The following is a 25,139-nucleotide window of genomic DNA, read 5'->3' as shown; positions in this document are numbered from 1 at the left end:
CCTCTTGCCTCTTGCCTCTTGCCTCTTGCCTCTTGCCTCTTGCCTCTTGCCTCTTCTCTGTTCCCTGTTCCCTGTTCCCTTTGGGAAATTACTATATAGTTAATAAAAATACAAGGTGTTAACTATGACAGATAATAAATTGGTATTTGAACGCATTACCTTTGATCCCCAAATAATGGGAGGACGTGCTTGTATTCGAGGCATGAGGATTACAGTATCTCTAGTACTGAGTTTGGTAGCCGACGGTATGGATGTCAAGGAAATTATTGAAGCTTATCCCTATCTAGAAGCAGAAGATATTAAAGCTAGTCTTCTCTATGCAGCATTTTTGGCTAGTGAGCAAGTTCGGCCTTTCAGTGGAAGTGCAGCATAATCATACGAATATATTCCTTATATACCGAATTGAAAACTGCTACAATAACAAAAATAGTAAATCGACAAAATGGAAAAACTGACGGTTACTGCTGCCCAAAACGATTTAATTAACTTAGTTGAATTAGTCACAGAAGAAAACAAAGTTTATGAAATAGAGATTTCTAATGGCTCTGCGGTTTTAATTTCTAGAAAAAACTATGAAAGCTTACAAGAAACCTTAGAATTACTTTCAATCCCTGGAATGAGGGAAAGCCTACAAAGATCCCTTGAACAAATAACCAATAATGAAACCTACTCCCTCGATGAAGTCTTGGGAGACATTGATTGATGGTTGTAAGCTATCAGCTATCAGCTATCAGCTTAAGCGCTACGCGCACGCTACGCGAACAGCTTTCAGCGTTTTTCATAACTATAAGGTAGACAGGATTTTTTTCCTGTTCCCTCTTATCTGTTCCCTGTTCCCTGTTCCCTGTTCCCTAAAACCCAATAATTTGTACCTCACCCAATTGCAAACCGCTGTATGATCCTCTAACTAACCATTACGCGGCGATTGTACTCCTCAACCAACTGAGCCTCATGTTCACCATGAAAAAATGACAGCAGAGCAAACCGTTGTCCTTTAATAACATCTGTAACCTCGTGAAGCAGGGAACAGGAAAAAATTAAAGCACTGCCTGTTTCCGGCTGATATAAATCTAATCCGTATTCTGGAAATCTTAAACAGCCCCCTTCATAGTCTTCCACATTCAAGTTAATAGTCATAGCAAAGCGACGGTAGGCAGTTCCTTCGGTAGCATCATCCCGATGGGGTCGAAAATATCCGCCAGTATTAGCATCATAGCAACCAATCCGAAAACTCTCAAATCGAGTAATTTCAAAATGAAACGCTTTCTTGATGGCAGGGCGAACTTGTTGACGGATGAAATATCTTAAACGTTGATGGGTTTCCCCTTCTTGAAGAAAATGGTCTCTGCGTCTTTTATAATCATCGTCCTGAATGGGAGTCAATTCTCCTTTATGCTCAATCATTGAATAGGACTCTTGATTGCCTTCAGTTTCCCAAACATTAATTAGGGTTTGGCAAAATTCTCTATCTAAGACATTAGGAATAAATAAAACTGGCGCTTGATTAGTAATTTTACGGGGAGCTTCTGGAGATTTATTCATTATAGTAATTATATATAAAAGGGAACAGGGAACAGGGAACAGGGAACAGGGAACAGGGAACAGGGAACAGGGAACAGGGAGTAGGGAATAGGTAATAGGTAATAGGTAATAGGTAATAGGTAAAAAATCCTGTGTACCTCAGGTGCGACCTGTGGCAAATTAAATTCACCAACGGAAAGCGCACCTCATAGCTATAAGAAACGCTATATTTAATTAGCAGTAGGATGCCTTAAATAACGCACCCTACTGGGCTGTTGCCTATTGCCTATTGCCTATTGCCTATTGCCTTGGGCGTAGCGCTATACTTCACCAGTCCTGGTTATAAACGATGACCTGGATGAAAACCATGTTTTGGACTTTGGATCTCTTCGAGAAATGGTGGTGGTGGTGGTCCTTCCCGCAGAATGATACAGTCGTGGGGTGGCGGTGGTCCTTCCCGCAAGATATGGATCCAGTCATCGATTGGAGGAGGTCCTTCTCGTATAATTCGCCAATCGAAGGGTAGGTCATTGATAAATTTATTTCCCCCCTTTATGTCTTTAGTTTTTTCGTGAGCTAAATTGCTCACAGACTCTAAGGATTGATCATCACTGGGAGGATCCAGTTCGTAGATTTTAACCATGTTGCAATGTAAGGTTAAGTGGACAAATCTGATACTATAGCGGTTGTAAATTGGGTGAAGTACACAGTTTTTTAATTTTAGGGAATCGGGAGTCGGGAATCGGGAATCGGGAATCGGGAGTCGGGAGTCGGGAGTCGGGAATCGGGAATCGGGAATCGGTACTTCACCTATTTGATAAATACTATAAAGCTATTTTATGTGTTCCCTGTTCCCTGTTCCCTGTTCCCTTTATTGACTGCTTATTTCTCAATTTTGTCTAAAGCAATCTTAGCTTTTAAAAGAACTCTCCAATAGGCTAAATTACTAGTCCAGGCTGTTCGAGGTAACAAGGTTGGAAGAGATTCTTCTGGAGTCTGAGAGTTATCAAGGGATGGTTCCAATGAGTTATTTTTATCTTGCATAGTTGTATATAATTTTTAATTTAAATGTAAACAATTGATATAAACAGGGAATAGGGAGTAGGGAGTAGGGAGTAGGGAGTAGGGAGTAGGGAGTAGGGAGTAGGGAGTAGGCAGTAGTAATACTATTTGATTCTTTAAGTACTGAAAATGATTGTTATCACTGCTGATATTAAGTTGTTTTTTCCTGGTGTAAGAGCTCAGTGAAATTGAGACGTTCTCGACAACTGCGGCCAAGTCTATAGGGGTTTCCTAGTAAGCGTGAAGTACATTTATAGCAATTCTCTTTCCCATAAGGTACAAAGGGATCCCCCTAAATCCCCCTTAAAAAGGGGGACTTTGAGGTTGATTAATATACCTCATACATGCAATAAACGCTATAAATTTTCTTCCCGACTCCCGACTCCCGACTCCCGACTCCCGACTCCCGATTCCCTGCTCCCTAAAACCTATAAAGATGCCACTAATTCTTTTTGATCTTGCCAATGTTCTGACCACTGAATGCGATCAGCACTAAAGTGAAGGGGGTCATTGTTTGGCCAAGGGGTGTTTATTGGCTCTTCAATAATTTCAAATTCACCGTTATCAAAGGGAAGTCCTTGGGCTTTTACTTTAGGCACAACTCGCTCTCGAATTCCTTGAGATGCTTGGGTTAAGGCCCGATGGTGACAGTAAGGATTATTTCCTCTACGGTCAAAGAATACATGAGCGGTCCAAGAGCAACCACCGCGACATAGTTCAGCAAATTCGCAAGTCTTGCAGAAGCCCCACAGATGGGATGTCCCTTTGGGAGTATCGGCTCCTAGGTTAAACCGCAATTCTTCGGTTTCTTCAATGATTGTCCTGAGGGAGTGGTCTCGGATATTACCTCCGGTGTAAGCTGAAGTTGGTAAGGACGGGCAACCTTTGATCGCACCATCGGCTTCAATGCCCAAGGTAGAGAGTCCAGCTTGGCATCCCTGCCAAAATGTCCAGGGATTGCTCTCTCCTCGCCCTCGCAGTAGTCGCTCGTAGGGACCGTAATAGCCTATATTATTTCCGGCCTGTACTTTCACCCCTTCGCTATAAGCCCGCTCAACCACACGAGCAATCATGGGATATACATCCAGCAGTTCATAGGGTTGGAGCAGAATGTCATAATTGTCAGCAGCATTTCCCATGGGTACAGTTAACTGAATCTGCCAGGCAAAGATTCCTGCATCCCGAAGCAGCTGGTAAATCTGGGGAAATTCTGGTGCGCTGAGGCGATTGATTTGGGTATTGCAACCGAAAGGAATACCGGCTTCTTTGAGATGGCTCATGGTCTTAAATGCCCATTGCCAAGACCCCTTTCTCCCCCTGAGGCGGTCGTGGGTTGCTTCTAAACCATCCACAGAAACGGAAACTACCCGAATTCCAGCCTCTTTCATCCGGCGGGCTGTCTCTAAACTAATCCCAAAGCCACCAGTGGTCATACCACAAACCATTCCTGCGTCGGTAATAGCTTTGGCAATCTCTAGCCAGTCCGGACGTAAAAAGGCTTCACCCCCAATTAAGGTGACTTCTGTAATTCCAACTTCGGCCATCTGTCTGACCAGATCGAGAGCTTCCTCTGTAGACAGTTCTTTTGCTCGTGTATGACCAGCACGAGAACCACAGTGCTGACAAGCTAGGTTGCATTTAAGAGTAATTTCCCAAACCGCATAACTAATTCGGCGATAAGTCATAACTATATAGGGTTTTTAAATCAGATATAAAAATAGGATTGATGGTAAAAGGGAACAGGGAACAGGGAACAGGGAACAGGGAACAGGGAACAGGGAGATGGGGAGATGGGGAGATAGGGAGATAGGAAACATTTTTATAGCGTTTATCATACTGACGAGGTACATTCAATCAATGTTCTTACCCCGACACCCGATTCCCGATTCCCGATCCCCTCCTGGGAGGGGTTAGGGGTGGGTTCCGATTCCCGATTCCCGACTCCCGACTCCGGACTCCGTAGACTATGAAATATTGTCTATGTTCGCGTCTTTTGAAATGTAACCAATTTGATCAGGAGGTAGGGAAACCCCATACAATGCGATCGCTTGAGGAGGTTTCGGTCCAACCTCGATCGGTGGCGATATCACTGCTCCATAGAGGGGCTGAATCTCAATCGGTGGCTTTTGTATAGGTGGCTTTTGTATGGGTGGACGGATGGGATGTATAGGTCGCCATGGCCAACCACAGTAGCCTCTAAACACGCCACCAACAAGTACTTCTAGGTCTTCTTCAGTGAGATTCTTGAAATTATCGTCTAAATCTCTAAGCTTATTTTCATCAAGAATTTTAGCTGTGGTAGTTTCCAAGTCTTCTGGTGTGAAATCGTAGCCAGCATCTCGCACCATAGTTTGGTAGTCTTCTGGATTTGCAGCATCTTCAAGCTGGCTACGGAAATTTTTATCAGCAGCTAAGCGCTTAAAGAAAAGGATTACACTTTCTAAAAACATAAACTTTATCCAACCGTTTCTACTATAAATAGAAACCCTATAGCATAACGTTGTCTCGCCAATCTGGCTAAAGTTACAAATCTTCTTAATAAAAGACACAGGATTTTTTCCCTACCCGAACAGCTTGGCACAGACTTCGACGCTGATAGCTGTTCGCGCAGCGTGCGCGTAGCGCTTAAGCTGATAGCTGTTCGCGCAGCGTGCGCGTAGCGCTTAAGCTGATAGCTTACCCGATTCCCGATTCCCGATTCCCGATTCCCGATTCCCTTTTGTAACTGATTAACCGGACTTGATCTGACTTGATCTGACTCGGCTAGCTATAGCGATCTTTTTTTTAAAACCTGGGAACTTTCACTTCACCTGTGCGTCTGGGGATGGTGTTTGGGAGGCTCTCAACTCTAATAACCAAGGAGTTGAGCTATCTGGAAGAGTTATCTAATCAGGAGAGTTGTGTTCTATGTCTAGTGCGTCTACTTGGAATGCCACAAGCACTGCTATGTTGCTATTGGGAATAGTGACTGGTGTGACTGCGCCGATGGTAATTGCGGGACCAAACCAAACTAGCTTTATTGATATTCAAGGTCATTGGGCAAAACCGTTCATTGAAGGGTTGGCAGCAGAAAACCTGGTAAATGGATATGCCAATGGCACCTTTAAACCTGATCAAGCTGTTACTTACGCTCAGTTCTCTGGGATGGTGAGCCAAGCGTTCAGCGAAAATAATTTAGCCTTGCCCAAAACATTTGATCGTGAAGCGGCTGAGTATTGGGCAAGTCGTAACCTAACTGAGCAGGATAAATCCAATAGCCAACTACGTCCATCTTCGCCACTTTCTCGGGGACAAGTATTGGTGTCATTAACCAATGGTTTGGGTTTATACTCTAGCAGTTCAGTAAAGAACACCCTCTCTTCCTATGAAGACCTATCCCGAATCCCTGACTATGCCAAAGTTAGCGTTGCCGCTGCTACCGAAAAGGCTATGGTGGTTAACTACCCCGATGTAACCTATCTCGATTTTGGTCAACCTGCTACCCGTGCTGAAGTGGCAGCCTTTATTCATCAAGCTTTGGTGAATCAACAGGTATTAGCTCCTCTGTCTAGTCAACATCCAGCCTCTCAATATATTGCTCAGCTGACGCAAGAGACTAAACCTGTGGGTGACGAGAGCCTGATGGAGGAAACTGAAAAAACTCAGGGAACTGATTCCACTGAGTCCACTGAGTCAATGACTAGTAAGGATGACTCCTTTGAAACTAAGGAATATCAAGTTTCCAAAGGCACAGTGATTGATGTAGCCTACACAGTATCAGACAAGGTGGCTGTAGAGCGTGGTGAAACTATTGATATGACGCTGTTAGTGGCTGAGGACATCAAAAATGATCAAGGAATAGTCTTAATTCCAAAAGACAGCGAGATTGAGGGTCAATTAGTACCTCGGTATAGTGGTTCTGAGTTTCTTGGTACTCAGTTTGTGGCTCAAAAACTTAAAATTGGTGAATTATCCTATAACACCATCAATGCCACCTCGAAACTGGTTACTGATGCTAAGCCGGATGATACTGAAAAACAAACATTAGAAGGTGCTGCGGTTAATATTTTGACTGGTGTCTTAACTGGTGGTGATTCTAATCAACAACCGGAGCAGCAAAATCCTATAATCATTAATCCGGAAAATGACTTACCACTAACACTGGGTTCTGATTTATATCTCCAAGTTGCTACTAAAACGCGAGAAATGCCAGAAATGCCAGAAACCCCAGAAGCTATGGACACTGAAAAAACCCCAGAAGCTATGGACACTGAAGAAATCCCAGCAACACCAGAAGCCCCAGCAGTTCTAGAAGCACCAAAACTTGAGCTTCCGCAAGTGCCACCCTTAAAAGTTCCAACTCGGTAACTAACCTACAAGAGTATCCCTAGTTAAGCATTGAGAAGAGACATGCGATCGCCTTTGGCGCGGCAAAGCCCATCGCATGTCTCTTCCATTGTATTGACACAAACGGTTAACAGTCGGACAGACTACCGATACTGAGGGGAAGCATCTCTCCGTTGATCGTAAGTCCTAATAACATGGGCTCTTGGGGTTCTATATACTTGCCAGTTAGTACACAACGCTCTTTGCGCTCAGCGATCGCTTGAATGGTGGCTCTGATATCAGACTTACAAAATTGAGGTCGATAATCACCGGACTTGTGCTGGACATAGTTCCAGAGAATATCTCGAATCAGAGCTTGATAGCCCTGAGAGCCAGAGAGTTCTTTGAGTTTATCTTTCAACTGTCGATCCAGACGGATGCTGGTAACTTCCATATCAGTGGTTGAGTTTTGACGGGTGAGTGTAGGCATTAATTTTTTCCTCCAAATATCTGGACATTCCCGTAATACAAGTGTAGTATTTAAAAAGCGGCTTGAAAATCGTTTTTCACAAATTTCGCCTTCAAACATTTCATCTTCTATGAGTCATCATTTAACCTCCTCCACCAAGTGCTCAGATATTAACTGCTTAGGCAGTTCTGGATTCGGGGCAATATGGGTGGAGCTTTTGTTTAGGGGTAAATATGACTCGATGGCACAGGGAACAGTCGAGTATAGAAGGCATGATTCACAACCAGTCAATTGTCGGCCAGAGATAAATCTGAAACTAAATACACACAGCGGGAGGTATAGGCGAACGCTAGCACTACTGACATAGCAATCAGCCTACCCTAAAAAATCTTAAACGCCCCCGCTCCTGACAAACAGAAGCGGGGGTTTGGTTTATGAGGAGTCAATCCGTGACAAGCACAACTGAGGTATTGAGGCAATCGGTAGTGGTTTTTTCCAAAAACTACTTACCTATTAATCGAGTCAATATCAAACGAGCAATTGCTCTGTTGGTTACCGGCAAAGCTGAACCAATCGATTTCTTTGGTGGTAAGGGCTACAAAGTCCGTTCCCCTAGTGTAGTGATCTTGGTACCAACCCATATCCGCTTGATACTTACCGAAACCGAACCAACTTGGCGAGTTCCTCCAGTAAATCGGCGGGAGGTCTTAAGACGGGACAAGCATCGGTGCCAATACTGTGGCAGCACCAAAAAGCTAACTCTCGACCATGTCATACCTCGGTCAAAAGGCGGGAAACACAGTTGGGACAACGTCGTTACGGCATGTGAAGGTTGTAACAGCCTTAAAGGCAACCGCACTCCCCACCAAGCGGGAATGAAATTACCCAGGCAGCCCAAAGCACCCATGCATCCAGCTGTTGCTTTTGCGGAACAGTTTTGGCGTCAACAGCAAATCAATCGGTTAGAGGAGGAGGTTACAGGTAATGCTGAAACTGATTTATACCGAAAATAGCTTTTATCTAGAGCGTTTGGCTCAATCCCTAGAAGAATGGGTAACAACACGAACCCTTGTCTCGCTCCGTGCGGGTGCAAGTTTCTATATCGAACCCAGCACTGCGTCATTTTTGCTACCAGCTGACTTGCCCCACCTCAGGCAATTAGAGGTGTTTGTGCGGCAAGACAAAACCGATGCGATCGCATTATCGATTTGTGATGCGGAATATGTTGAAGTAAGCCTACAAGGCACCTGGCTAACCTCAGATCCAGAGGATGAAGAGGGAATTTTTGTAACAGCAATGAACTATGCTGTTGAGTTTTTTCTCTATCAGCTGTGGCAAGAGGCTAACCATCGGGCTTCTGTTCCGAAGGATTGATAAAGGGGCACACTGAAGTGTGCCTCTTTTTAAGAGTTCTCTTAAACCTTCTCAATGTCCATAGGCACCGATTTCTGGTTGAAACGGTACCACTTCCTGGTGTACCTCTACCCCCAACTGCTCTAACATCCCTTGCAAAACCGGGTCAGGAGATAACCTTAAATAGCTAGCCGTTACTTCTAAAGGGACATGGCGATTACCCAAATGATAAGCAGCTCGCAGCAAATTCACCGGTTTTTGGGAAGTGACAGTGAGTACCGGTTCTGGTTTAGCAGCAATTCGGATCATCACCTTTGTCTCTTCCGCTTCCAGTAAATCCCCATCCTGCAAGACACTGCCCCTAGGCAAGCGCAAATACAAATTTTCACCATCCGCTGTTTCAAAGCGGTGGCGAGTTCGGGTACGTTCCTCGGCTGTCAAGGAGAGGGTAAAACCGACTTTAGTATTCTGATTAGCTCTAAGGCGTTTCGTAAAGGTGAGCATGGGCAATTCACGATTGGGAATTAACAATTGCTCAATGAACAATTGCTAAATTCCCAATTTAACCTTGACATCTTGTCAATTTTGTTGTAAGCGAACTAGTTCATTGTGGATTCGCCGTTGTAACTTCTGATCAGATTGAGTGCTAACGGTAATTGAATTAAATCGAGATATGGTCAAGTCATGACTTTCAGCAATGGTTTTCGAGCGCTTACAGTAGTTTACAGCCAGATCTCGGATATTTCGACGTAGAGCTGCTATGGTTTTTACTTGGGTGCAGTTAATCTCGGGAACTATCTTGTCCTTGTCTTTGGTTAATTCCTGAATATCCTCGTAGACACCTTGACGATATTGATCGATCGCCAGAACAGCTTTGGCGTAATTCTTCAATTCCTGACTCTTGACTGTATCTGAAGCTACTGTGGGGATAGCTGCCGTGGGGTCAGGGTCTGGACTGGAAGAACATCCAACCAAAACCACTATCATTCCGGCAAGCCATCCCAAGGGATAGATAAATTTGGTCATTAGTCGTTTTCTGGGATATAAGCGACCTCGACTCGCTAGCCTGTTCGCGCAGCGTCGGCTTTGCCGAAAGCTGGATTAGCCTATTTTTTACTATTACTAGTGGCTAGCTATTATGGTTGTTTTCATGGTCACTATACCACTATAGGTGTAAACTTGATTGGTAATTTCCAGGTGTGCAACTCGTCTTACTGCTTGCCCAAGAGGAACGTTGAAAGCCTTACGCTTTCACCAAAAACATTTAATTATGGTTGAAGTATGGTTGAAGTTATGGTTCAAGGGAATAAGTTGCTGATTCTTAGAGCTATATCTAGCTAAAAGCTAGCATCAAATTTTGCTTGTTGAATACGCACTAATTCACTTTGAATCTGTTCCCGTAAATTTTGATTATCTTGCATCTCAATAGTAATTTCGTTGAAGCGTTTATTTCCTCCTTCGGGAAAATACTTAGAAACAATTCCCTCTGACTGTTGGCAGTAATCTTTAGCAATCTCTTGGGCGGTCGAGGGGAGCTTATCGATGCTCTGGGAGTCATCGCAGAAAATTTCTGGTTGCTCTCCTAGGATTGTAGTGATTTTTTCATAGGCAGATGCGCGAATAGGCTCTATTTGTAATAGAACTTCAGCATATTGAGTGACGTCATTAGGACTAATCTCAGAGGTGACATCTTGAGCATAGGCTGAAGTTGTAATAATAAGGGTATAAGAGTCTTCAGAAAGCTCAGGGATAAATCCAGATAGCAAACTAATAGCAGTAAGTCCTCCCACAAGGAGAGATTGGGAGAAAAGTTGTGTCAAGCTAAGTTTTAGAGAGTTAGCAGTGAGCATGATGATCAATTAAAAGCAAAATAAACAATAACCAAAACCACTAAGGGCTAGTTTAATGTGAATTAATTTATGGGGGATAAGTTCCTCATCAGGCAAGAGCTTCTGGGGATTGGGAAGTGCATACAGGATAAATACGAAGCATCAGTATAAAAAAAATTTAACCTTCAATCGTTTTAGCTAGCCTGGGTGAACCCACTGACGGGTCTAAACTCTTGAACTGTTACAGATTTCACAAAGTTGTATAACCTTAGTTTGTAATGTTGAAAGGGGGTCTGCTCCAGTTTTGAGGTTGAGGTCTAACTCCAGCAACACCCGCAGAGTGGAGATGAGTTGCTTGGGGGAAAGGAACTCTACGTCTTGTTTGAGGAAGTAAACTCGTTTGGGGTTATTGATATTGATGGTGTTAGCGATCGCATTTGGATCGGTTTCCCCCTCACTGACCAGCAACTTCACCCACAACCAGGTACGAAACTGAGTAATTAAGGTAGCGACAATCTTTAAAGGAGGTTCATTGTGGTTGATCAAGGCAGCTAACAACTCTAAGGCTTTTGCCCCATCCCCTGCCCGAATCGCCTCTGCCAGTTGCAAGGTATTTTGAGTATTAGCCACTACCAGGGTGGCAACGGTACTTTCTTGTAACGGTTGGCTGTCATACAGCGCGTAGAGTCGTAATTTTTCCAGTTCGTTGAATAACTGTCGGGTGTCATTGCTAACGGATTCGGCTAAGAGTTCAGCCGCACTATTGGTTAGTTTGACTCCAAATTCAACGGAGTACGACTTGACCCGATTGAGCAGCTGCTGGGTCTTCCAGGGGGGAATCAGAGCAAACTCCCGAATCTCGGCGTACTGTTGCAGTAATTTCGTGGACTTGAGTCGTGGATCGGGTCGATGGGGGGTAGTTAGTAACAAAACGGAGTGTTTAGGAATGACTGGTATAGTACGCTCTAATTCTGCCAGTAAATTGTCCGAACATTGCTGGCACAGGGTTGTATCAACTAACCACACTAGACGTCCACCGATGCCAAACGGAGGAGTCATTACTTGATTCAAGGCTTGAATTACGGCATCTGGTTGGTCTGGGGAAATTTTGTCATAGTTAAAACTAGCCCAGTTGGGGTCAACTAGGGATTGACGGAGCTTGTCGAGGGCTTGAGCCATGGCAAAGTCATCCTTTCCCCAATAGAGGTAAATTCCCATATCAGAACACGTAAGGGGGCAAAATTGGACGATACATATCAAAGTTATCTAAATCGGGTCACACGGCTGACCCTAACCGCAACCTATCAATCGCAGTTACTCAATATCCAAGAGTCACCCAAGTTTAAACGTCTCCCTAATGGCAGCAGAGATGCTGCCCCTTTTCCTGGTTACACTGTAATCACACCACCTTGGGAGGAAGAGACAAATAATTCAGCCTTCTATAATAACATGCAGCAGCTCCAAAAAGAGCTTCTCCAGCAACTAGACCCGGGTTTAATGGTACCGATACCCCCGGATAGTTTTCATTTAACCTTGGCTGACTTGATTTGGGAAAATGCCTACCGAGATGCCACGGCTGAAAATCCAGAGTTTGAAACTCAACTGCTTAAGTCGATACAGGCAAGTTTTGACAAGTCTGTCAGTATCAGCCAGGAAACCTCTTTAGCAAATGGTGGTAATCCTATTAGCTGGCAGCTGTTGGGATTAATGGTGATGCCCAGGGCGATTGGTGTATGTCTAGCACCCCAGGATGAACAGGCATACAATCGCATTTCCCAGCTGCGTCGGTGTATTTATCAAAATTCTGATTTAATGGCTCTAGGTATTGAACAGCAATACCATTTTACGGCTCACATCACTCTCGGATATTTCGGAGATATTCCCAAAGAGTTGGATAGCGATCGCATTAGCAATATCCTATTCGAGCTAAGTGGCCAAGCCTTAGAAGCGGAAGGGAGTGTACTATCGATTCGGCAGGCTCAATTAAGGAAGTTTGACGATATGATGCGCTTCTTGCGGGAACCGGAATGGCCAGTTTTGGAGTTTTGAGTGCTTAAGGAGCAGAGTGTTTAAGTAGGAGCAGAGTATGGCTTGGGGATTGAGATGAAAGCATTGTCCATGCATCCGATTATGGAGCAAAGTTTTGCCATTATTGACCAACAGATTGGGGAGCATCAGTTTAATCGAGCTGAGTATGCGATTGTGCGCAGGGTAATCCATAGTACGGCGGATTTTGAATTTACCCAACTGCTTCGGTTTAGTGAAAATGCGATCGCATCTGGTATCTCTGCACTGCAGCAGGGAATACCAATTGTTACAGATGTAGGAATGGTCAAACAGGGGATAGCCGGTATGGTGGCAAAAACCTTTGGTAATCCCCTGATCGCAGCAGTAGAGGAGGCACCAGTCGCTCTGCCGGGAAAGACGCGCACGGAAACTGGTTTAATCCGATGTTTTGAGCAGTTTCCGGGGGCTATTTTTGTGATTGGTAATGCCCCTACGGCATTGTTGGCTTTATGTGAGCAGTTGTCCCACTCTCAGGTCAAACCGGCTTTGGTCATTGGCGCAACCGTTGGGTTTGTTTCAGTGGTGGAGTCGAAAGCTGCTTTGGCCAAGATATCCATCCCTCAGATTCGGGTTGAAGGAGCTAAAGGAGGGTCTCCAGTGGCTGCAGCTATTTTGAATGGATTAATGGTATTGGCTTGGGAAAGTAATGAATCCCGGAGATAGCAGCAAAACCATGACCTCGATCAACGTAGTGGGCATTGGTTTAGACGGAGCAGCTAGCTTAACTGATCAAGTCAAGGAGCTAGTGGAACGAGCGACGCTATTGGTTGGAAGTCAGCGCCATTTAGGGTATTTTCCCAACCACCAAGGGTCACAACTGGTATTGGGTAATTTTACCGACGCTATTGAATTAATTCGTAAGCAGCTTGATGGTGCGGATCACGATACCCTAATCGTAGTGTTGGTCAGTGGTGATCCATTGTTTTTTGGCTTAGGACGATTGCTCCTAAGCCAACTTCCCCCCTCAAGGCTGAGGTTTCATCCCCATGTCAGTGCGATTCAGTTGGCCTTCAGTCGGATTAAGGTGCCTTGGCAAGATGCTAAGGTAATCAGTGCTCATGGCCGTTCTCTCGAACAACTAATCCCAGCCTTGAAGCAGGGAGTTGACAAGATTGCAGTGCTGACGGATGGGACAAATACACCTGAAGCGATCGCTAAATTATTGCTAGCGCTAGATTTACCCAGTAGCTACCAGTTCTGGGTATGTGAAAATTTGGGAGGTATGGATGAACGGGTGCAATGTCTTGGTGTAGAAGCAGTATTGAACCAGACCTTTGCGCCTCTGAATGTGGTGGTATTACTACGTCACCCTGAGTCCGTTGACCAATCCCTGGCTCCAGAGTCGTTACCGATACTGGGATTACCAGATCAGACATTTACTAGTTTTAGCGATCGCCCTGGTTTAATGACCAAGCGAGAAATCAGGCTGCTGTTACTAGGAGAGTTAGCCCTCAAACCAGGGCAAACGGTTTGGGATATTGGTGCAGGAACAGGTTCGGTTTCCATTGAAATTGCTCGTTTATCGAAAACATCTCAGGTGTTTGCTATTGAAAAAACAGCCATGGGTAGTGCTTTGATTGAGCAAAATTGTCAACGTTTAGGCATTACTAATGTTACCTCAATTAATGGTTCAGCACCGGATGTTTTGAAAGATTTACCAACACCAAATCGGATTTTTATTGGCGGTAGTGGTGGTAATTTGCATTCAATTCTGGATTACTGTGATACTCGCTTAGACCTCGATGGTATTTTAGTGTTAGCGTTAGCAACAGTTGAGCGTATTAATACAGCTTATAGTTGGTTTGAGTCTAAACGTTGGCATTATCAATGGTTACAGGTGCAGTTATCGAAGTCGGTACCTGTGGGTAAGCTAACTCGGTTTAATCCTCTCAATCCGATCACTATTGTGACGGCTTGGAAGTGCTGATTTTGAGAGTGCTGATTGCTTACGCTTACCCTGGTTTAAGTCCCACTACTCAAAGGATAGTTCTCGTTTACTGACAACACAATCTTGAAGGTATAAATTGATTAATTCTTGGTAAGAAATTCCTTTTTCTTGCGCCTTGGCTTCAAAATATTCTATTACATCAATCCTCAAAGGCAAAGTTACTGGTTGCTTCAATTTCTTGGCATAAGGATTCGGGCGGCTTTTCATATTGGCAAGGTCATATTCTGGTTTCATGGTTTTATCCTCGATAGTATTGACTTTCGTTTTTAGTGGCTTTGCGAGCTGAAATGATTCTGATTACTGATTCCTGCTCTCGGTAACAATGAATAATCAGTAAGATTCGCATTTTCGAGCTTATGCCTAGCAGTAAAAATCGGTCTTCTATCTCAGAATGATCTTCGTCCCAAAACTGGATTGCATTCTCATCATAAAAAACCGATTTTGCTTCTTCAAATGAAACACCATGCTTTTTTTGTTCGCGTAGCGTCTCCTACGGAGAATTGATTCGATTCTTTTCGTTATCCCACTCAAAAACTAATTGATTCATGTTTATATTTTAAGACATAATGGTTTAGTATGGTAATGGTAGGGTAACGCCAGCCTAAACCCAAGCTACTTGATGGCGATGCTTGCCCGGTCGCCCTTAAACGATTGACGGTTCGCACAGCGTCGGTCTTTGCCTGAAAAGTCACGCTACGGCAACGCAATCTAATAACTTTGATGGGATTGACTTCGAGGGATTTTCTATTACAAATGCTATACAATATCGCAGCTGATAGCAATAGGCAATCAACCCACACAAAAGATTAAAGGGTTAGCACTTTCGGGTGGATCTCATTTTTATTCTTTGATCCAACAGTGGTGCGTTACGGGGCGGACTGTCCCAACTCTGGCTACCGATAAAATCAGGGCTCCCCTAACGCACCCTACGGAACTACTTATCCAAAACTGATGTCCAGACCTGTACATTCCCTAACCAAGAATTGAGCTGCCCACGATTACAACCCACAGCTTCCCCTTCTGCCTCTAAACTAACGGAATGATTTCCTGAGGAAACAGGACCAAGATCAATTGTACCTGAGGTCAAGGGAAGGCTACTGAACTGGCCAGATGCGCCCCTCCACCCAAGGGTACCTGTAGAACGAACACGGTTACCGTCAAGGTAGAAATGGATTTTAATTGGGCTGCAATGAGTAGGGGGGACGTCATACTTGACTTTTAAGACACCGCGCGTTGTTACATCTATTGCGAAGCGGTTACTGCATACTTGGCCACTGCCAGTACAATTTACTGTTTCTGGGCCAAACTTTTGAGACTTGATACTCTCCTTAGGAAACAAATTATGCCAATTCGCGATCACAGCTGCCCCCAGTACACCAACCAGGCCAATTACAGCGACAATTATCTGTATCCTATGACTTTTATCTTGACCACTCATCCCACGTTACCAAAGGTTATGATCATCGACGTTCGATGACTTTTTCGTTTTTTAGTTTTGCCTAATTAATCATTATATACTATTGGGAGTAAATATTAAATGGGTGGACATTGTTCCGAGAATGTTACCAGTTTTTCCTAGATCATGTAGGGTGGACATTAGTTGATACAAATTCACCAAGCTGGGCTTTGCACCTTAATCAACACTGCCCACCCTAAGATTAATAACAAGGGTGCAAGATTCCAGTATTAATGAACTGAAATCTTGCTAGCTTAATCCACTATCAAAAACCTAACCAATCAAGCAGTAAAATATCTAGCGATTGGGTGATAAGCTACAATTGCTGTCGTAGATTGCTCTGGATACAACTGCTCACTCTCATCCATGTATAACTTAATGCGATCGCATTCCAACAAATCCAACTGCTTGTACTGATCCTCGAGATTTGGACAAGCGGGATAGCCAAAACTATACCGTGAACCTTGATAGCGCTGAGCCAACACATCCCGAATGCTATCGGGTTCTTGATCTGCGAACCCTAACTCCCGACGAATCCGAGCATGACTCCACTCCGCCAAGGCTTCAGCCATTTGTACCGCCAATCCGTGGTAATACAAATAATCGGTATATTGATCACCATCAAATAATTCCTTAGCGTACTCTGTGGCAATATCCCCTACAGTTACCGCCTGCATTGGGAACACATCGAATTGACCTGCTTCTGCCAACTCCTTCGGTAAAAAGAAATCCGCAATACACAAACGCCGACCAGACCGTTGCCGAGGAAACTCAAATCGTGCCACCTCTTGCAATTCTTTCGAGTCTTTAGCGCCTTCAGAATTCATCCCTTGGGCATCATAAATTATCAAGGAATTCCCCTCAGCTAAACAGGGAAAATATCCATACACCACCTGGGGATGTAACAAGTTCTCAGCAAGAGTTTTTTCCTTCCATTTCCCCAGAATTGGGTCAACTTTTTCCTTCAAAAACTGATTATACTCTTCCCTCGACTGGTCCTTTGGCTTCCGAAACTGCCATTGTCCAGCAATCAACGCCTGCAAATCGAGATACCACAAGACTTCCTCGAAGGAAATATCTTCTGGCTGGAGTATCTTGGTTCCCCAGAATGGCGGTGTTGGACGCTCAATATCCAAGGTTACCCCTTCTGAACGATTAGTATCTGGGGGAGTTGAAACGGGAGTTGCTGGTTGAGCGTTGTCTTTTGAACCATTCTCCTGCAACTTGTCAACCGCTGAACCATTCTGTTGCAACTTGTCAATGGGTAAGGTGTCAACGGCTACACCATTCTCTAGCTCATCGATAAAGCCTTTCATATCATCCCAGTTACCAGCTGATTTTGCTGGCATTAACTTATCCATGAAATGGAGGTCAGAAAAGGCATCTTTACCATAAACCACCTGACCGTTGTAGGTATTCTGACAGTCCTTATGGACAAATTTTGGTGTTAGGGCAGCACCCCCTAGAATAACTGGTACCGTAATTCCCCGCTCATTAAAGGTTGCCAGATTATCCTTCATAAAGGCGGTAGACTTCACCAGTAGTCCACTCATGGCAATACAGTCAGCATTGTGCTTTTCATAAGCATCAATAATATTGTCCACTGGCTGTTTAATCCCCAAGTTAATCACTTCGTAGCCATTGTTGGACAAGATGATATCCACTAAATTCTTGCCAATATCGTGAACATCTCCTTTCACCGTAGCAATTATGAAGGTACCTTTAGCATTCTTACCTGCTTCGGATTTTTCCATATATGGCTCTAAATAAGCCACTGCTGCCTTCATGGTTTGAGCAGATTGTAATACAAACGGCAGCTGCATTTGCCCAGAACCAAATAGTTCCCCTACCACTTTCATACCGTCGAGCAAAAAGGTATTGATAATCTCCAGGGGAGGATATTTTTCTCGGGCTTTCTCCAGTTGTTCTTCTAAACCAATCCGTTCCCCATCAATAATATGACGCTTGAGCCGCTCTTCTACCGATAGGTTTTCATCTTGAGAGCGATCGCGTTTTGTAGTTTTGCCTTCAAACAGGGTAGTCAGCTCCGCCAAGGGGTCATAGGTACACACATCCCCATCAAACTCTCGCTGATCATAAATCAGTTTTCGACAAACCTCTTGATGCTCTGGCTCAATCTTGGCTAAGGGTAAAATCTTACTAGCACTAACAATGGCTGCATCCATCCCTGCTTGCATTGCTTCGTGCAAGAACATGGAATTAAGCACAATTCGAGCTGCTGGGTTTAGTCCGAAGGAAATATTAGAAACCCCTAGGATAACATGACACCCAGGCAATTCTTCCCGAATCCGACGAATGGATTCGATTGTCCCTTTGCCGTTTTCCCGGTCTTCCTCAATCCCTGTGGAAATTGGTAACGCTAGCGTATCAAAGAAGAGTTCATGAGCCGGGATACCATATGCGATCGCATCGTTATAAGCACGTTTAGCAATTTCAAACTTCTTATCCGCTGTCCGGGCCATACCATCTTCATCGATAGTACCAATTACCACTCCCGCGCCATAGATTTTAGCTAACTCCAGTACCTTATAGAACCTAGGTTCCCCATCTTCGTAGTTAGTCGAGTTCAGGATAGACTTACCCCCAACCACCTTTAAGCCAGCCTCCATCTTTTCCCATTCCGTGGAGTCGAGCATCAGGGGTAAAGTGGAATTTGTGACTAAACGGGAGGCCAATTCGTTCATATCCCGAACTCCATCCCGTCCCACATAGTCCACGTTAACATCTAGGACGTTAGCCCCTTCCCTAATTTGGGATTTAGCCAAAGATACCAATCCATCCCAATCTTCTGCGTTGAGCATGGTGCGGCACTTTTTAGAACCACTAGCATTGAGCCGTTCACCAACAATTAGGAAAGAATTATCTTGCTCATAAGGCTGGGAACTGTAAATCGATGCTGCTGACGGTTCATGCTTAGGATGCCGTTCCTTGGGGGTCAGGGTTTTGGAAAGCTCCGCTAACTGTTCAATATGAGCTGGCCTAGTACCGCAACAGCCACCAATAACTTGTACTCCCAAATCCTCTACAAAATGCATCAGTGCCATCCGCAGTTCCATGGGAGTAAGCCTGTAGTGAGCATGCCCTCCGACATTTTCCGGTAATCCAGCATTAGGGATACAAGAAACCACAAATGGGGAACACTCAGACAAGTATTTGATATGTTCCTTCATTTGCTCTGGCCCAGTGGCACAGTTAAGACCAAGGATATCAATGGGGTAGGGCTCTAGAATCGTTAGCGCCGCATTAATTTCTGACCCCACCAGCATAGTACCCATCACTTCCATAGTGATCGATACCATCAGTGGCAGTCTTGCCCCTTTTTTTTCAAATACCTCTTCTATGGCATTCAGGGCTGCCTTAATTTGCAGCACATCCTGACAGGTTTCAACGATCAGCAAATCAGAACCGCCATCATACAACCCTAAGGCTTGTTCCACATAGGCGTTCTTCAAGGTATCAAAATCAATATGTCCCAGGGTAGGGAGTTTAGTACCAGGACCCATGGACCCTGCCACAAACCTAGGTTTTTCTGGAGTTGAGTATTCCGCTGCCATGCGTTTCGCTAGTTCCGCAGCAGCTTTATTTAGGTAATAGGCTTGGTCAGCTAGATCATATTCTGCCAGTACAATCGAGGTACCGCCAAAGGTATCCGTTTCAATCACATCTGCTCCCACCTCCAGGAAGCCCCGATGCACCTTTTCCACTGCTTCTGGTTTAGTATGGACAAGGTACTCATTACATCCCTCGTACTCAGGTCCACCAAAGTCTTCAGCGGTAAGGTTTTGGGTTTGGAGAGAGGTTCCAGTTGCCCCATCAAATACGATAACCGGGCGCTTTGGGCTATGGAGGTGATTGAGAAAAGGGCTATTCATAGATTCAGTTGCTATTTATTGACTTCAGTGGTGTGTTAACCGTTGACAGTTTACGGAATTTTATTCATTTATCTCGGCTCTTATAATTAGTTTATCAAAAATCGCCAAAATTATTTTATTTTCTTTTTGGTATAATTTAAAGATTAGACAAAATTAGGTTTAAACGAGACTATAATTAGTTATTTTTTATTAGTATTAAATTTTAAATTACTTTAATAAATTCAGGCTAAGCTAAATAATATTTTCAAGCTAAAAAAGCTTATTTTTTAAACTATTAAACTTAAATCATATTTATTGATCATGATAAACTATACTCAATAATAGTGATTAACATAAACAATATAAACTTAATTAGTTATTAGTATACTTTCAAAGTATACCAACTCTAAAACTATCCAAATCAGTACTATAGCAGTTCTAATACTTATGAGGTACATAGGATGTTTTGGGTGCATCTCCTAAAAGTTGTTTGACAAGGTGGTGCGTTACGGGGCGGGCTGTCTAAACCCTGGCGCTTGAGCGGAAAATGAGGCCCCCCTAACACACCCTACGCAACTTTTTTACAAATATGAGATGCACCCGATGTGTTCCCTGTTCCCTATTCCCTATTCCCTACTCCCTACTCCCTGTTCCCTATTCCCTATTCCCTATTCCCTATTCCCTGATTAACCCATTTAGCCTAGACGATCAATTTAAGCCAATGTGGCCATACAACTAGAGATAAATCGTTTGTAATAAGAATATAAGACTTGATTCCCTATTGGGAAAAAAACAAGGAGAAATTAACATGGCAGTTATCAACGGTGATAAGGGGAATAATTTTCTCGTTGGTACTCGGTTTAACGATGAGATCAATGGTTTTGATGGCAAAGACGTACTCTTCGGTGACAGAGGTGATGATACCCTAAATGGAGGGGATGATTGGGACTTTCTCTTTGGGGGAAGAGATAACGATTCCCTCAACGGTGGCGGAGGTGATGATTTGTTGCTTGGGGAGCAAGGCGATGATACTCTTGATGGTGATACTGGCAATGACAGACTGTTTGGGGGGAGTGGCAACGATAACTTAATGGGTAGCTTTGGCAAAGATACCCTCAACGGTGGCAGTGGCGATGATACTTTAGTTGGTGTGGATATCTTTGACGAACAACCTGGTCAGTTGGAGAGGGATACCCTCACTGGTGGTGTAGGCAAAGATACCTTCGTTCTCGGAGATCCCTTCACAGTTTATTATGATGATAGTCAAGTTCGATTCATCATTCAGCCCCCTCCCACAGAACCCCCTCCAAGCTACGCTTTGATTACTGACTTTGAACCCGGTAAAGATGTGATCCAGCTCACAGGAGCCATACAGTATACATTAGAAGATGTTGAGCTTCTTAATGGCGATTCTGGTCTAGGAATCTTCTTCGATGCTGACGGTTTTGATGGTAACGGTTCTGAGCAACTAATTGGTATTATCCAAAGCCAAGAATCCTTAGATGGCCTGCAAATTAATATTGGTCGGGCAATTACGACTATTTCTTAATTCCCCAAAAGAGAGTGTGGAAAGTGTGAGGAGATTTTGAGTGGTAATGGGGTATCGAAGGATGGGATCGCCTCAAGTAAGAAATGCGATCGCTTAGCGTGACCTATGGTCAATCGCGTAACGTGGCCTAGGTCAATCCCGTAACCTAACCTAAGCCAATCGCATTCATCCCATCCTTAGATACCCTCAATTTTCTCCTGTTTCCTGTTCCTTTGTTTCTTAACTAAAAATTCTATCGCTATTTCAGCTTTCTGTCTTTTGTTGTCGTCAAAGATAGGAAGCTGTTTTTTTTATTACCAATAATAACTCGAATTCACTAAGCTATCAGCATTAGACTAATGCTGACGCTTATTGTTAACAATATAAACCAAATCTAGCAATTCTCTATGGCATGAGGTACAAAGGGATCCCCCTAAATCCCCCTTATCAAGGGGGACTTTGACTTGATAAATCCTAGAAAGGGATCCCCCTAAATCCCCCTTATCAAGGCAGGGCTGTTTCATTCTAACAAAAGCAAAAGCCTAGACCACCTGCCACTCAGCCATCTTTGGCCTTCTGTAATTGATAAAAAACCTAAAAATCTAAAAAGATTCAGAGCAATGGTTTGGAGAATAGATAAATTAGTACGAGCTTGGAAGTTATCGATGGGAGAATCATCTTCTTTTAAAATCACATCTTTAATCCAATGGAGCTGATTCTCTATCAACCAATGTCCTCTAATTTTCTGTAAAAAAGTTTCCGCTTTTTCTTTCAAGCTACTAATATAGTAAGCCACTTGATGATACTCTTTATTACCTCTTTTTCCTCGTCTTTCAACTCGGACTAAAGATTTAATCCCACACCAGCTAGTGTTGAGAGAATCTATAGTATTAAATACTGAAACTTGACGCTCTACTCTTCGACCATGACTGCGCTCTTTCTGTAAACTTGTGCTAAGAGGTTTATGAGTATTAGCAACAAATTGTAAAGTTTCATATAACTTTTTTTGATTCTTTTTAACACAGACGATATAATGGTTTCCAGATTCAACTATTGATTGAGTAGTTTTCTTTTGACAGTGCAGAGCATCTAGAGTGAAAACTTTATTTGTAAACGAGGAATCCCTTACCAGCTCATTGACTTGCGAAATTTCTGAACTTTTTTTGTTCTCGAACCGATTCATTCCTAAAACTAGTCCAGTATTTTGGCTATACAAAGAAACTAGTGAAACAAAATTTTGATAAGAGTTGTTATAATTAGTGACAGTGCTTTTCAAAGTTTTACCATCAATACAAATCCAATCTCTCAACTCATTAGTCTCAACAAGACTACTAGACCATTGATTAAATATTTCCTGAAGATTTGACCAATTTACTCCCATTAATACTCGTCTAATTGTTGAATAAGATGGAACTTTTTTAGAGGCAATATTAAATTTTTTAACAAGTAAATGTTGATGTGTTTTCGCAAAATCACCAATGGCTCTATAGCCTAAATATCCCTGCATTGTTGCTAAAATTATGATCAATAATACTAACCATAAGGGATGCCTTCTTCCTCGGTTACTGCGAAAGTCCTTGACTTGTTTGAGTTTTTTAACTAGACTGTTCATATCTAAAATCATTTGATAAAAATCGGCGTTCGCTATCATTTTACAATGAGGCGAACGCCATTTTTTAAGTAGATCTAGCTGACAATGAAACAGCCCTGCCTTATCAAGGGGGACTTTGACCTCATAAATCCTAGAAACGCTCTAAACCAAAAGCTGATGATAACAACACGATAAAGTCATCAGCTTTTTTTCATACTATTTCCTATTACTTATGCCCACAATATCCACACTTTATACACTCTAATGTTACCCATATTTCGTAATAAAAAAAAATTCCTAAATTTATTGACAATTAGTTAATTTATTTATATATTAATAATGTGAACACTTAAGAGAAAAGATTCTGATGACTGAAAACATTCCCCCCACCCCGGACAAGCAAGGTAGCCAACCTAAGAAATCCAAGCTATTGTTAATCGGAACTCCTAAACAGGTTCGCGATACAATTAATGCTCTGTATTCCCTTAAGTATGCATATCCCTACGAGTGGAGCACTCCCGAGCCCACCGAAAAGCCTGGTGAGGTGATGACCACTTTGGTCGGATATTTTTACTTAGACTAGGATAGGAATTTGCCAGCGATGCAGCGCGGTCTTGGGGGTTTCCCCCATGAGCGACTGCATCAAGACAGGGCTTTTGCGCCCTGGCCACTATCAAGATTAAACGTTGTTTTATGAAGCGGGATGAAGTAGTATGGATTAGCATAAATCGGAGGTTAAAATGTGGTTGCTTTCGAGCAATTGCTGACTAACTCTGGTGGAATGTTTGTAGTCATCAGAATTGATTTCATTGAGTTGACCTAAAGTGTACTCATTTTTGTTTACACTTTAGAATTCGGTCAAGACTTGGGGTTAACCAGAACTTGACCGAATTTTTTTTATTGCTATTTATTTGAGCTATCAGCAGTCAGCAGTCAGCGGTCAGCGGTCAGCTGAAAGCTTACCTTCATTCTTTCTAGAAAGCGCTATAGTTAGAGAAATTATTAATTCGGTGAACTACTGACTAGGAGCAGGAAGTAGGGAGTAGGGGTAAATAAAAATGGACGAACAAAGATTACAAGCATACGTCAACCTGATCAACCAACTGCTAAATTGTTCCAGGGGTGAAGAAGTCCAAATTATTGAGACCAACCGCGAGTTAGTGGATGCATATTTATCGCATATAATGGCACAAGTAGCAGAACAACTAGCAGCAAATTGCCACCAAAATAGCGCTGACTTTTTACTCAGTCTCAGGAGTAAGCTTTTCTATGCTAATCCCTCATTCCAAGACTATTTGCAATTCTTAGAGGAAGTATTGGAAGCAACTCACAACAGCAATGGCGACCCGAAAGTCGTCTACCCACTCCTGCAAGCAAACTTAGACAAACTCGATGATAACTTTATCGATATCCTGCAAAACTGGACAAGTGCTAAATTATCAGAAGCGCAATCAGAAACAGCAGAATACATCGCTAATACTATCTGGAATTTCAGCTACCTGATCAGCAATTTTCGTCTTGGTAATAAAGCCAATAACATGGAAATCGCCATTGCTGGTTACGAAGAGGCGCTAAACGTCTTTACTTGTGAGGGTAACCGGGAAAGTTGGGCAGCGATTCAAAACAACCTGGGGAATGTCTACAGTAACAGAATCCGTCACGACCGGGCTGAGAATCTAGAACTTGCTATTGCCGCATACCAACTAGCTTTGTCCGTTCGCACCAAACAAGACTTCCCCATCCAGTGGGCATCAACTCAAAACAACCTGGGGAATGCCTACAGTAAAAGAATCCGTCACGACCGGGCTGAGAATCTAGAACTTGCTATTGCCGCATACCAACTAGCTTTGTCCGTTCGCACCAAACAAGACTTCCCCATCCAGTGGGCATCAACTCAAAACAACCTAGGCGGTGCCTACTGTGACAGAATCCGCGACAACAAGGCTGAGAATCAAGAACTTGCCATTGAAGCATACCAATTAGCTTTGTCCGTTTACACCAAACAAGACTTCCCCGAAGAGTGGGCAATGACTCAAAACAATCTGGGTAATGCCTACCGTGAAGGAATCCGTAGCGACAGGGCTGAGAATCTAGAACTTGCCATTGAAGCATACCAACTAGCTTTGTCCGTTTACACC

Annotated in this window: 28 protein-coding genes and 1 pseudogene; 13 read left to right on the top strand and 16 right to left on the bottom strand. The window is 43.4% G+C overall.

Features of this window, described 5'->3' with window-relative positions; translation table 11 throughout:
* The first annotated feature begins 124 nt into the window (after positions 1–124).
* Both AC4II3_RS11975 and AC4II3_RS11970 read left to right on the top strand, forming a co-directional pair.
* Positions 125–373, top strand: a complete 249-nt coding sequence (locus AC4II3_RS11975) for a DUF433 domain-containing protein (protein WP_488010495.1) — start codon at positions 125–127, stop codon at positions 371–373.
* Positions 374–442: 69 nt separating this feature from the next.
* Positions 443–703, top strand: coding sequence for a type II toxin-antitoxin system Phd/YefM family antitoxin (locus AC4II3_RS11970; RefSeq protein WP_488010494.1), 261 nt, complete (start codon positions 443–445; stop codon positions 701–703).
* 200 nt (positions 704–903) lie between these two features.
* Here AC4II3_RS11970 and AC4II3_RS11965 read toward each other — a convergent pair whose 3' ends face one another.
* From AC4II3_RS11965 to AC4II3_RS11950, 4 genes are all read right to left on the bottom strand, one after another.
* A complete protein-coding gene (locus AC4II3_RS11965) occupies positions 904–1,542 on the bottom strand; it encodes a 2OG-Fe(II) oxygenase family protein (RefSeq protein ID WP_488010493.1) in 639 nt (212 codons plus the stop codon).
* A 319-nt stretch (positions 1,543–1,861) separates the two neighbouring features.
* Complete coding sequence (locus AC4II3_RS11960; protein ID WP_488010492.1) at positions 1,862–2,164, bottom strand: hypothetical protein; 303 nt, start codon at positions 2,162–2,164, stop codon at positions 1,862–1,864.
* Positions 2,165–2,403: 239 nt separating this feature from the next.
* Positions 2,404–2,565 carry a hypothetical protein gene (locus tag AC4II3_RS11955; RefSeq protein WP_488010491.1) on the bottom strand — a complete coding sequence of 54 codons (162 nt, stop codon included), beginning with the start codon at positions 2,563–2,565 and terminating at the stop codon, positions 2,404–2,406.
* Positions 2,566–2,580: 15 nt separating this feature from the next.
* On the bottom strand, positions 2,581–2,799 hold the full coding sequence (locus tag AC4II3_RS11950; RefSeq protein ID WP_488010490.1) for a hypothetical protein: 219 nt from the start codon (positions 2,797–2,799) through the stop codon (positions 2,581–2,583).
* Positions 2,800–2,907: 108 nt separating this feature from the next.
* On the opposite strand from AC4II3_RS11950, the gene AC4II3_RS11945 reads away from it, so the two are divergent.
* A complete protein-coding gene (locus tag AC4II3_RS11945; RefSeq protein WP_488010489.1) occupies positions 2,908–3,039 on the top strand; it encodes a hypothetical protein in 132 nt (43 codons plus the stop codon).
* Here AC4II3_RS11945 and AC4II3_RS11940 read toward each other — a convergent pair.
* A complete protein-coding gene (locus AC4II3_RS11940) occupies positions 3,012–4,268 on the bottom strand; it encodes a nif11-class peptide radical SAM maturase 3 (RefSeq protein ID WP_488010488.1) in 1,257 nt (418 codons plus the stop codon). The two genes, AC4II3_RS11945 and AC4II3_RS11940, sit on opposite strands and share 28 nt — an antisense overlap.
* A gap of 279 nt (positions 4,269–4,547) precedes the next feature.
* A complete protein-coding gene (locus AC4II3_RS11935; protein ID WP_488010486.1) occupies positions 4,548–5,033 on the bottom strand; it encodes a Nif11-like leader peptide family natural product precursor in 486 nt (161 codons plus the stop codon).
* A 457-nt stretch (positions 5,034–5,490) separates the two neighbouring features.
* Between AC4II3_RS11935 and AC4II3_RS11930 the strand changes: the two genes are divergently transcribed.
* Positions 5,491–6,930: an S-layer homology domain-containing protein gene (locus tag AC4II3_RS11930; protein WP_488010485.1), complete on the top strand. Its 1,440-nt coding sequence runs from the start codon at positions 5,491–5,493 to the stop codon at positions 6,928–6,930.
* Between the two features lie 106 nt (positions 6,931–7,036).
* On the opposite strand, the gene AC4II3_RS11925 is transcribed toward AC4II3_RS11930, so the two are convergent.
* Complete coding sequence (locus AC4II3_RS11925) at positions 7,037–7,378, bottom strand: ribbon-helix-helix domain-containing protein (RefSeq protein ID WP_070392417.1); 342 nt, start codon at positions 7,376–7,378, stop codon at positions 7,037–7,039.
* 413 nt (positions 7,379–7,791) lie between these two features.
* Between AC4II3_RS11925 and AC4II3_RS11920 the strand changes: the two genes are divergently transcribed.
* Positions 7,792–8,370, top strand: coding sequence for an HNH endonuclease (locus AC4II3_RS11920; RefSeq protein WP_488010484.1), 579 nt, complete (start codon positions 7,792–7,794; stop codon positions 8,368–8,370).
* Entirely contained in the window at positions 8,342–8,731 is a 390-nt protein-coding gene (locus tag AC4II3_RS11915; RefSeq protein WP_075899057.1) for an alr0857 family protein, read from the top strand. The genes AC4II3_RS11920 and AC4II3_RS11915 overlap by 29 nt, the downstream gene beginning before the upstream one ends.
* Before the next feature lie 51 nt (positions 8,732–8,782).
* On the opposite strand, the gene ureE is transcribed toward AC4II3_RS11915, so the two are convergent.
* The 4 genes from ureE to holA all read right to left on the bottom strand — a co-directional run bounded on the left by ureE (position 8,783) and on the right by holA (position 11,757).
* Positions 8,783–9,214, bottom strand: coding sequence for an urease accessory protein UreE (gene ureE / locus AC4II3_RS11910; RefSeq protein WP_488010497.1), 432 nt, complete (start codon positions 9,212–9,214; stop codon positions 8,783–8,785).
* A 75-nt stretch (positions 9,215–9,289) separates the two neighbouring features.
* Positions 9,290–9,736 carry a DUF4168 domain-containing protein gene (locus AC4II3_RS11905; RefSeq protein WP_488010483.1) on the bottom strand — a complete coding sequence of 149 codons (447 nt, stop codon included), beginning with the start codon at positions 9,734–9,736 and terminating at the stop codon, positions 9,290–9,292.
* Between the two features lie 311 nt (positions 9,737–10,047).
* Positions 10,048–10,560: a DUF4168 domain-containing protein gene (locus AC4II3_RS11900; RefSeq protein WP_488010482.1), complete on the bottom strand. Its 513-nt coding sequence runs from the start codon at positions 10,558–10,560 to the stop codon at positions 10,048–10,050.
* A 204-nt stretch (positions 10,561–10,764) separates the two neighbouring features.
* Complete coding sequence (gene holA, locus AC4II3_RS11895) at positions 10,765–11,757, bottom strand: DNA polymerase III subunit delta (protein ID WP_488010481.1); 993 nt, start codon at positions 11,755–11,757, stop codon at positions 10,765–10,767.
* A gap of 24 nt (positions 11,758–11,781) precedes the next feature.
* On the opposite strand from holA, the gene AC4II3_RS11890 reads away from it, so the two are divergent.
* Genes AC4II3_RS11890 through cbiE form a run of 3 tightly spaced genes read left to right on the top strand, consistent with a single transcriptional unit; the run spans position 11,782 to position 14,533 of the window.
* On the top strand, positions 11,782–12,588 hold the full coding sequence (locus tag AC4II3_RS11890) for a DUF1868 domain-containing protein (protein ID WP_488010480.1): 807 nt from the start codon (positions 11,782–11,784) through the stop codon (positions 12,586–12,588).
* Between the two features lie 54 nt (positions 12,589–12,642).
* The gene (locus AC4II3_RS11885; protein ID WP_488010479.1) at positions 12,643–13,269 is read left to right on the top strand and encodes a cobalt-precorrin-8X methylmutase; all 627 of its coding nucleotides are present in this window, start codon (positions 12,643–12,645) and stop codon (positions 13,267–13,269) included.
* A 10-nt stretch (positions 13,270–13,279) separates the two neighbouring features.
* Positions 13,280–14,533 carry a precorrin-6y C5,15-methyltransferase (decarboxylating) subunit CbiE gene (cbiE, locus tag AC4II3_RS11880; protein ID WP_488010478.1) on the top strand — a complete coding sequence of 418 codons (1,254 nt, stop codon included), beginning with the start codon at positions 13,280–13,282 and terminating at the stop codon, positions 14,531–14,533.
* 45 nt (positions 14,534–14,578) lie between these two features.
* Here cbiE and AC4II3_RS11875 read toward each other — a convergent pair whose 3' ends face one another.
* The 4 genes and pseudogenes from AC4II3_RS11875 to metH form a co-directional block, all read right to left on the bottom strand.
* Positions 14,579–14,788 (bottom strand): antitoxin, encoded by a 210-nt coding sequence (locus AC4II3_RS11875; RefSeq protein WP_488010477.1) that lies wholly within the window; start codon positions 14,786–14,788, stop codon positions 14,579–14,581.
* 4 nt (positions 14,789–14,792) lie between these two features.
* Positions 14,793–15,101: pseudogene (locus tag AC4II3_RS11870) on the bottom strand (BrnT family toxin).
* Positions 15,102–15,488: 387 nt separating this feature from the next.
* Positions 15,489–15,992, bottom strand: a complete 504-nt coding sequence (locus tag AC4II3_RS11865; protein ID WP_488010476.1) for a hypothetical protein — start codon at positions 15,990–15,992, stop codon at positions 15,489–15,491.
* A gap of 299 nt (positions 15,993–16,291) precedes the next feature.
* Complete coding sequence (gene metH, locus AC4II3_RS11860; protein ID WP_488010475.1) at positions 16,292–19,903, bottom strand: methionine synthase; 3,612 nt, start codon at positions 19,901–19,903, stop codon at positions 16,292–16,294.
* Between the two features lie 568 nt (positions 19,904–20,471).
* Between metH and AC4II3_RS11855 the strand changes: the two genes are divergently transcribed.
* The gene (locus tag AC4II3_RS11855; RefSeq protein ID WP_488016976.1) at positions 20,472–20,621 is read left to right on the top strand and encodes a hypothetical protein; all 150 of its coding nucleotides are present in this window, start codon (positions 20,472–20,474) and stop codon (positions 20,619–20,621) included.
* Between the two features lie 69 nt (positions 20,622–20,690).
* A complete protein-coding gene (locus AC4II3_RS11850; RefSeq protein WP_488016975.1) occupies positions 20,691–21,431 on the top strand; it encodes a calcium-binding protein in 741 nt (246 codons plus the stop codon).
* A gap of 499 nt (positions 21,432–21,930) precedes the next feature.
* On the opposite strand, the gene AC4II3_RS11845 is transcribed toward AC4II3_RS11850, so the two are convergent.
* A complete protein-coding gene (locus tag AC4II3_RS11845; protein ID WP_488016978.1) occupies positions 21,931–23,022 on the bottom strand; it encodes an ISAs1 family transposase in 1,092 nt (363 codons plus the stop codon).
* 346 nt (positions 23,023–23,368) lie between these two features.
* Between AC4II3_RS11845 and AC4II3_RS11840 the strand changes: the two genes are divergently transcribed.
* The gene (locus AC4II3_RS11840; RefSeq protein WP_488016974.1) at positions 23,369–23,584 is read left to right on the top strand and encodes a hypothetical protein; all 216 of its coding nucleotides are present in this window, start codon (positions 23,369–23,371) and stop codon (positions 23,582–23,584) included.
* Between the two features lie 475 nt (positions 23,585–24,059).
* A partial coding sequence (locus AC4II3_RS11835) for a tetratricopeptide repeat protein (RefSeq protein WP_490722817.1) occupies positions 24,060–25,139 on the top strand: 1,080 nt, incomplete at its 3' end.

The sequence above is a fragment of the Moorena sp. genome, from assembly GCF_982860115.1.
Note: the sequence above shows the minus strand (reverse complement) of the source record. Positions and strands in the feature narration are given on the sequence as shown.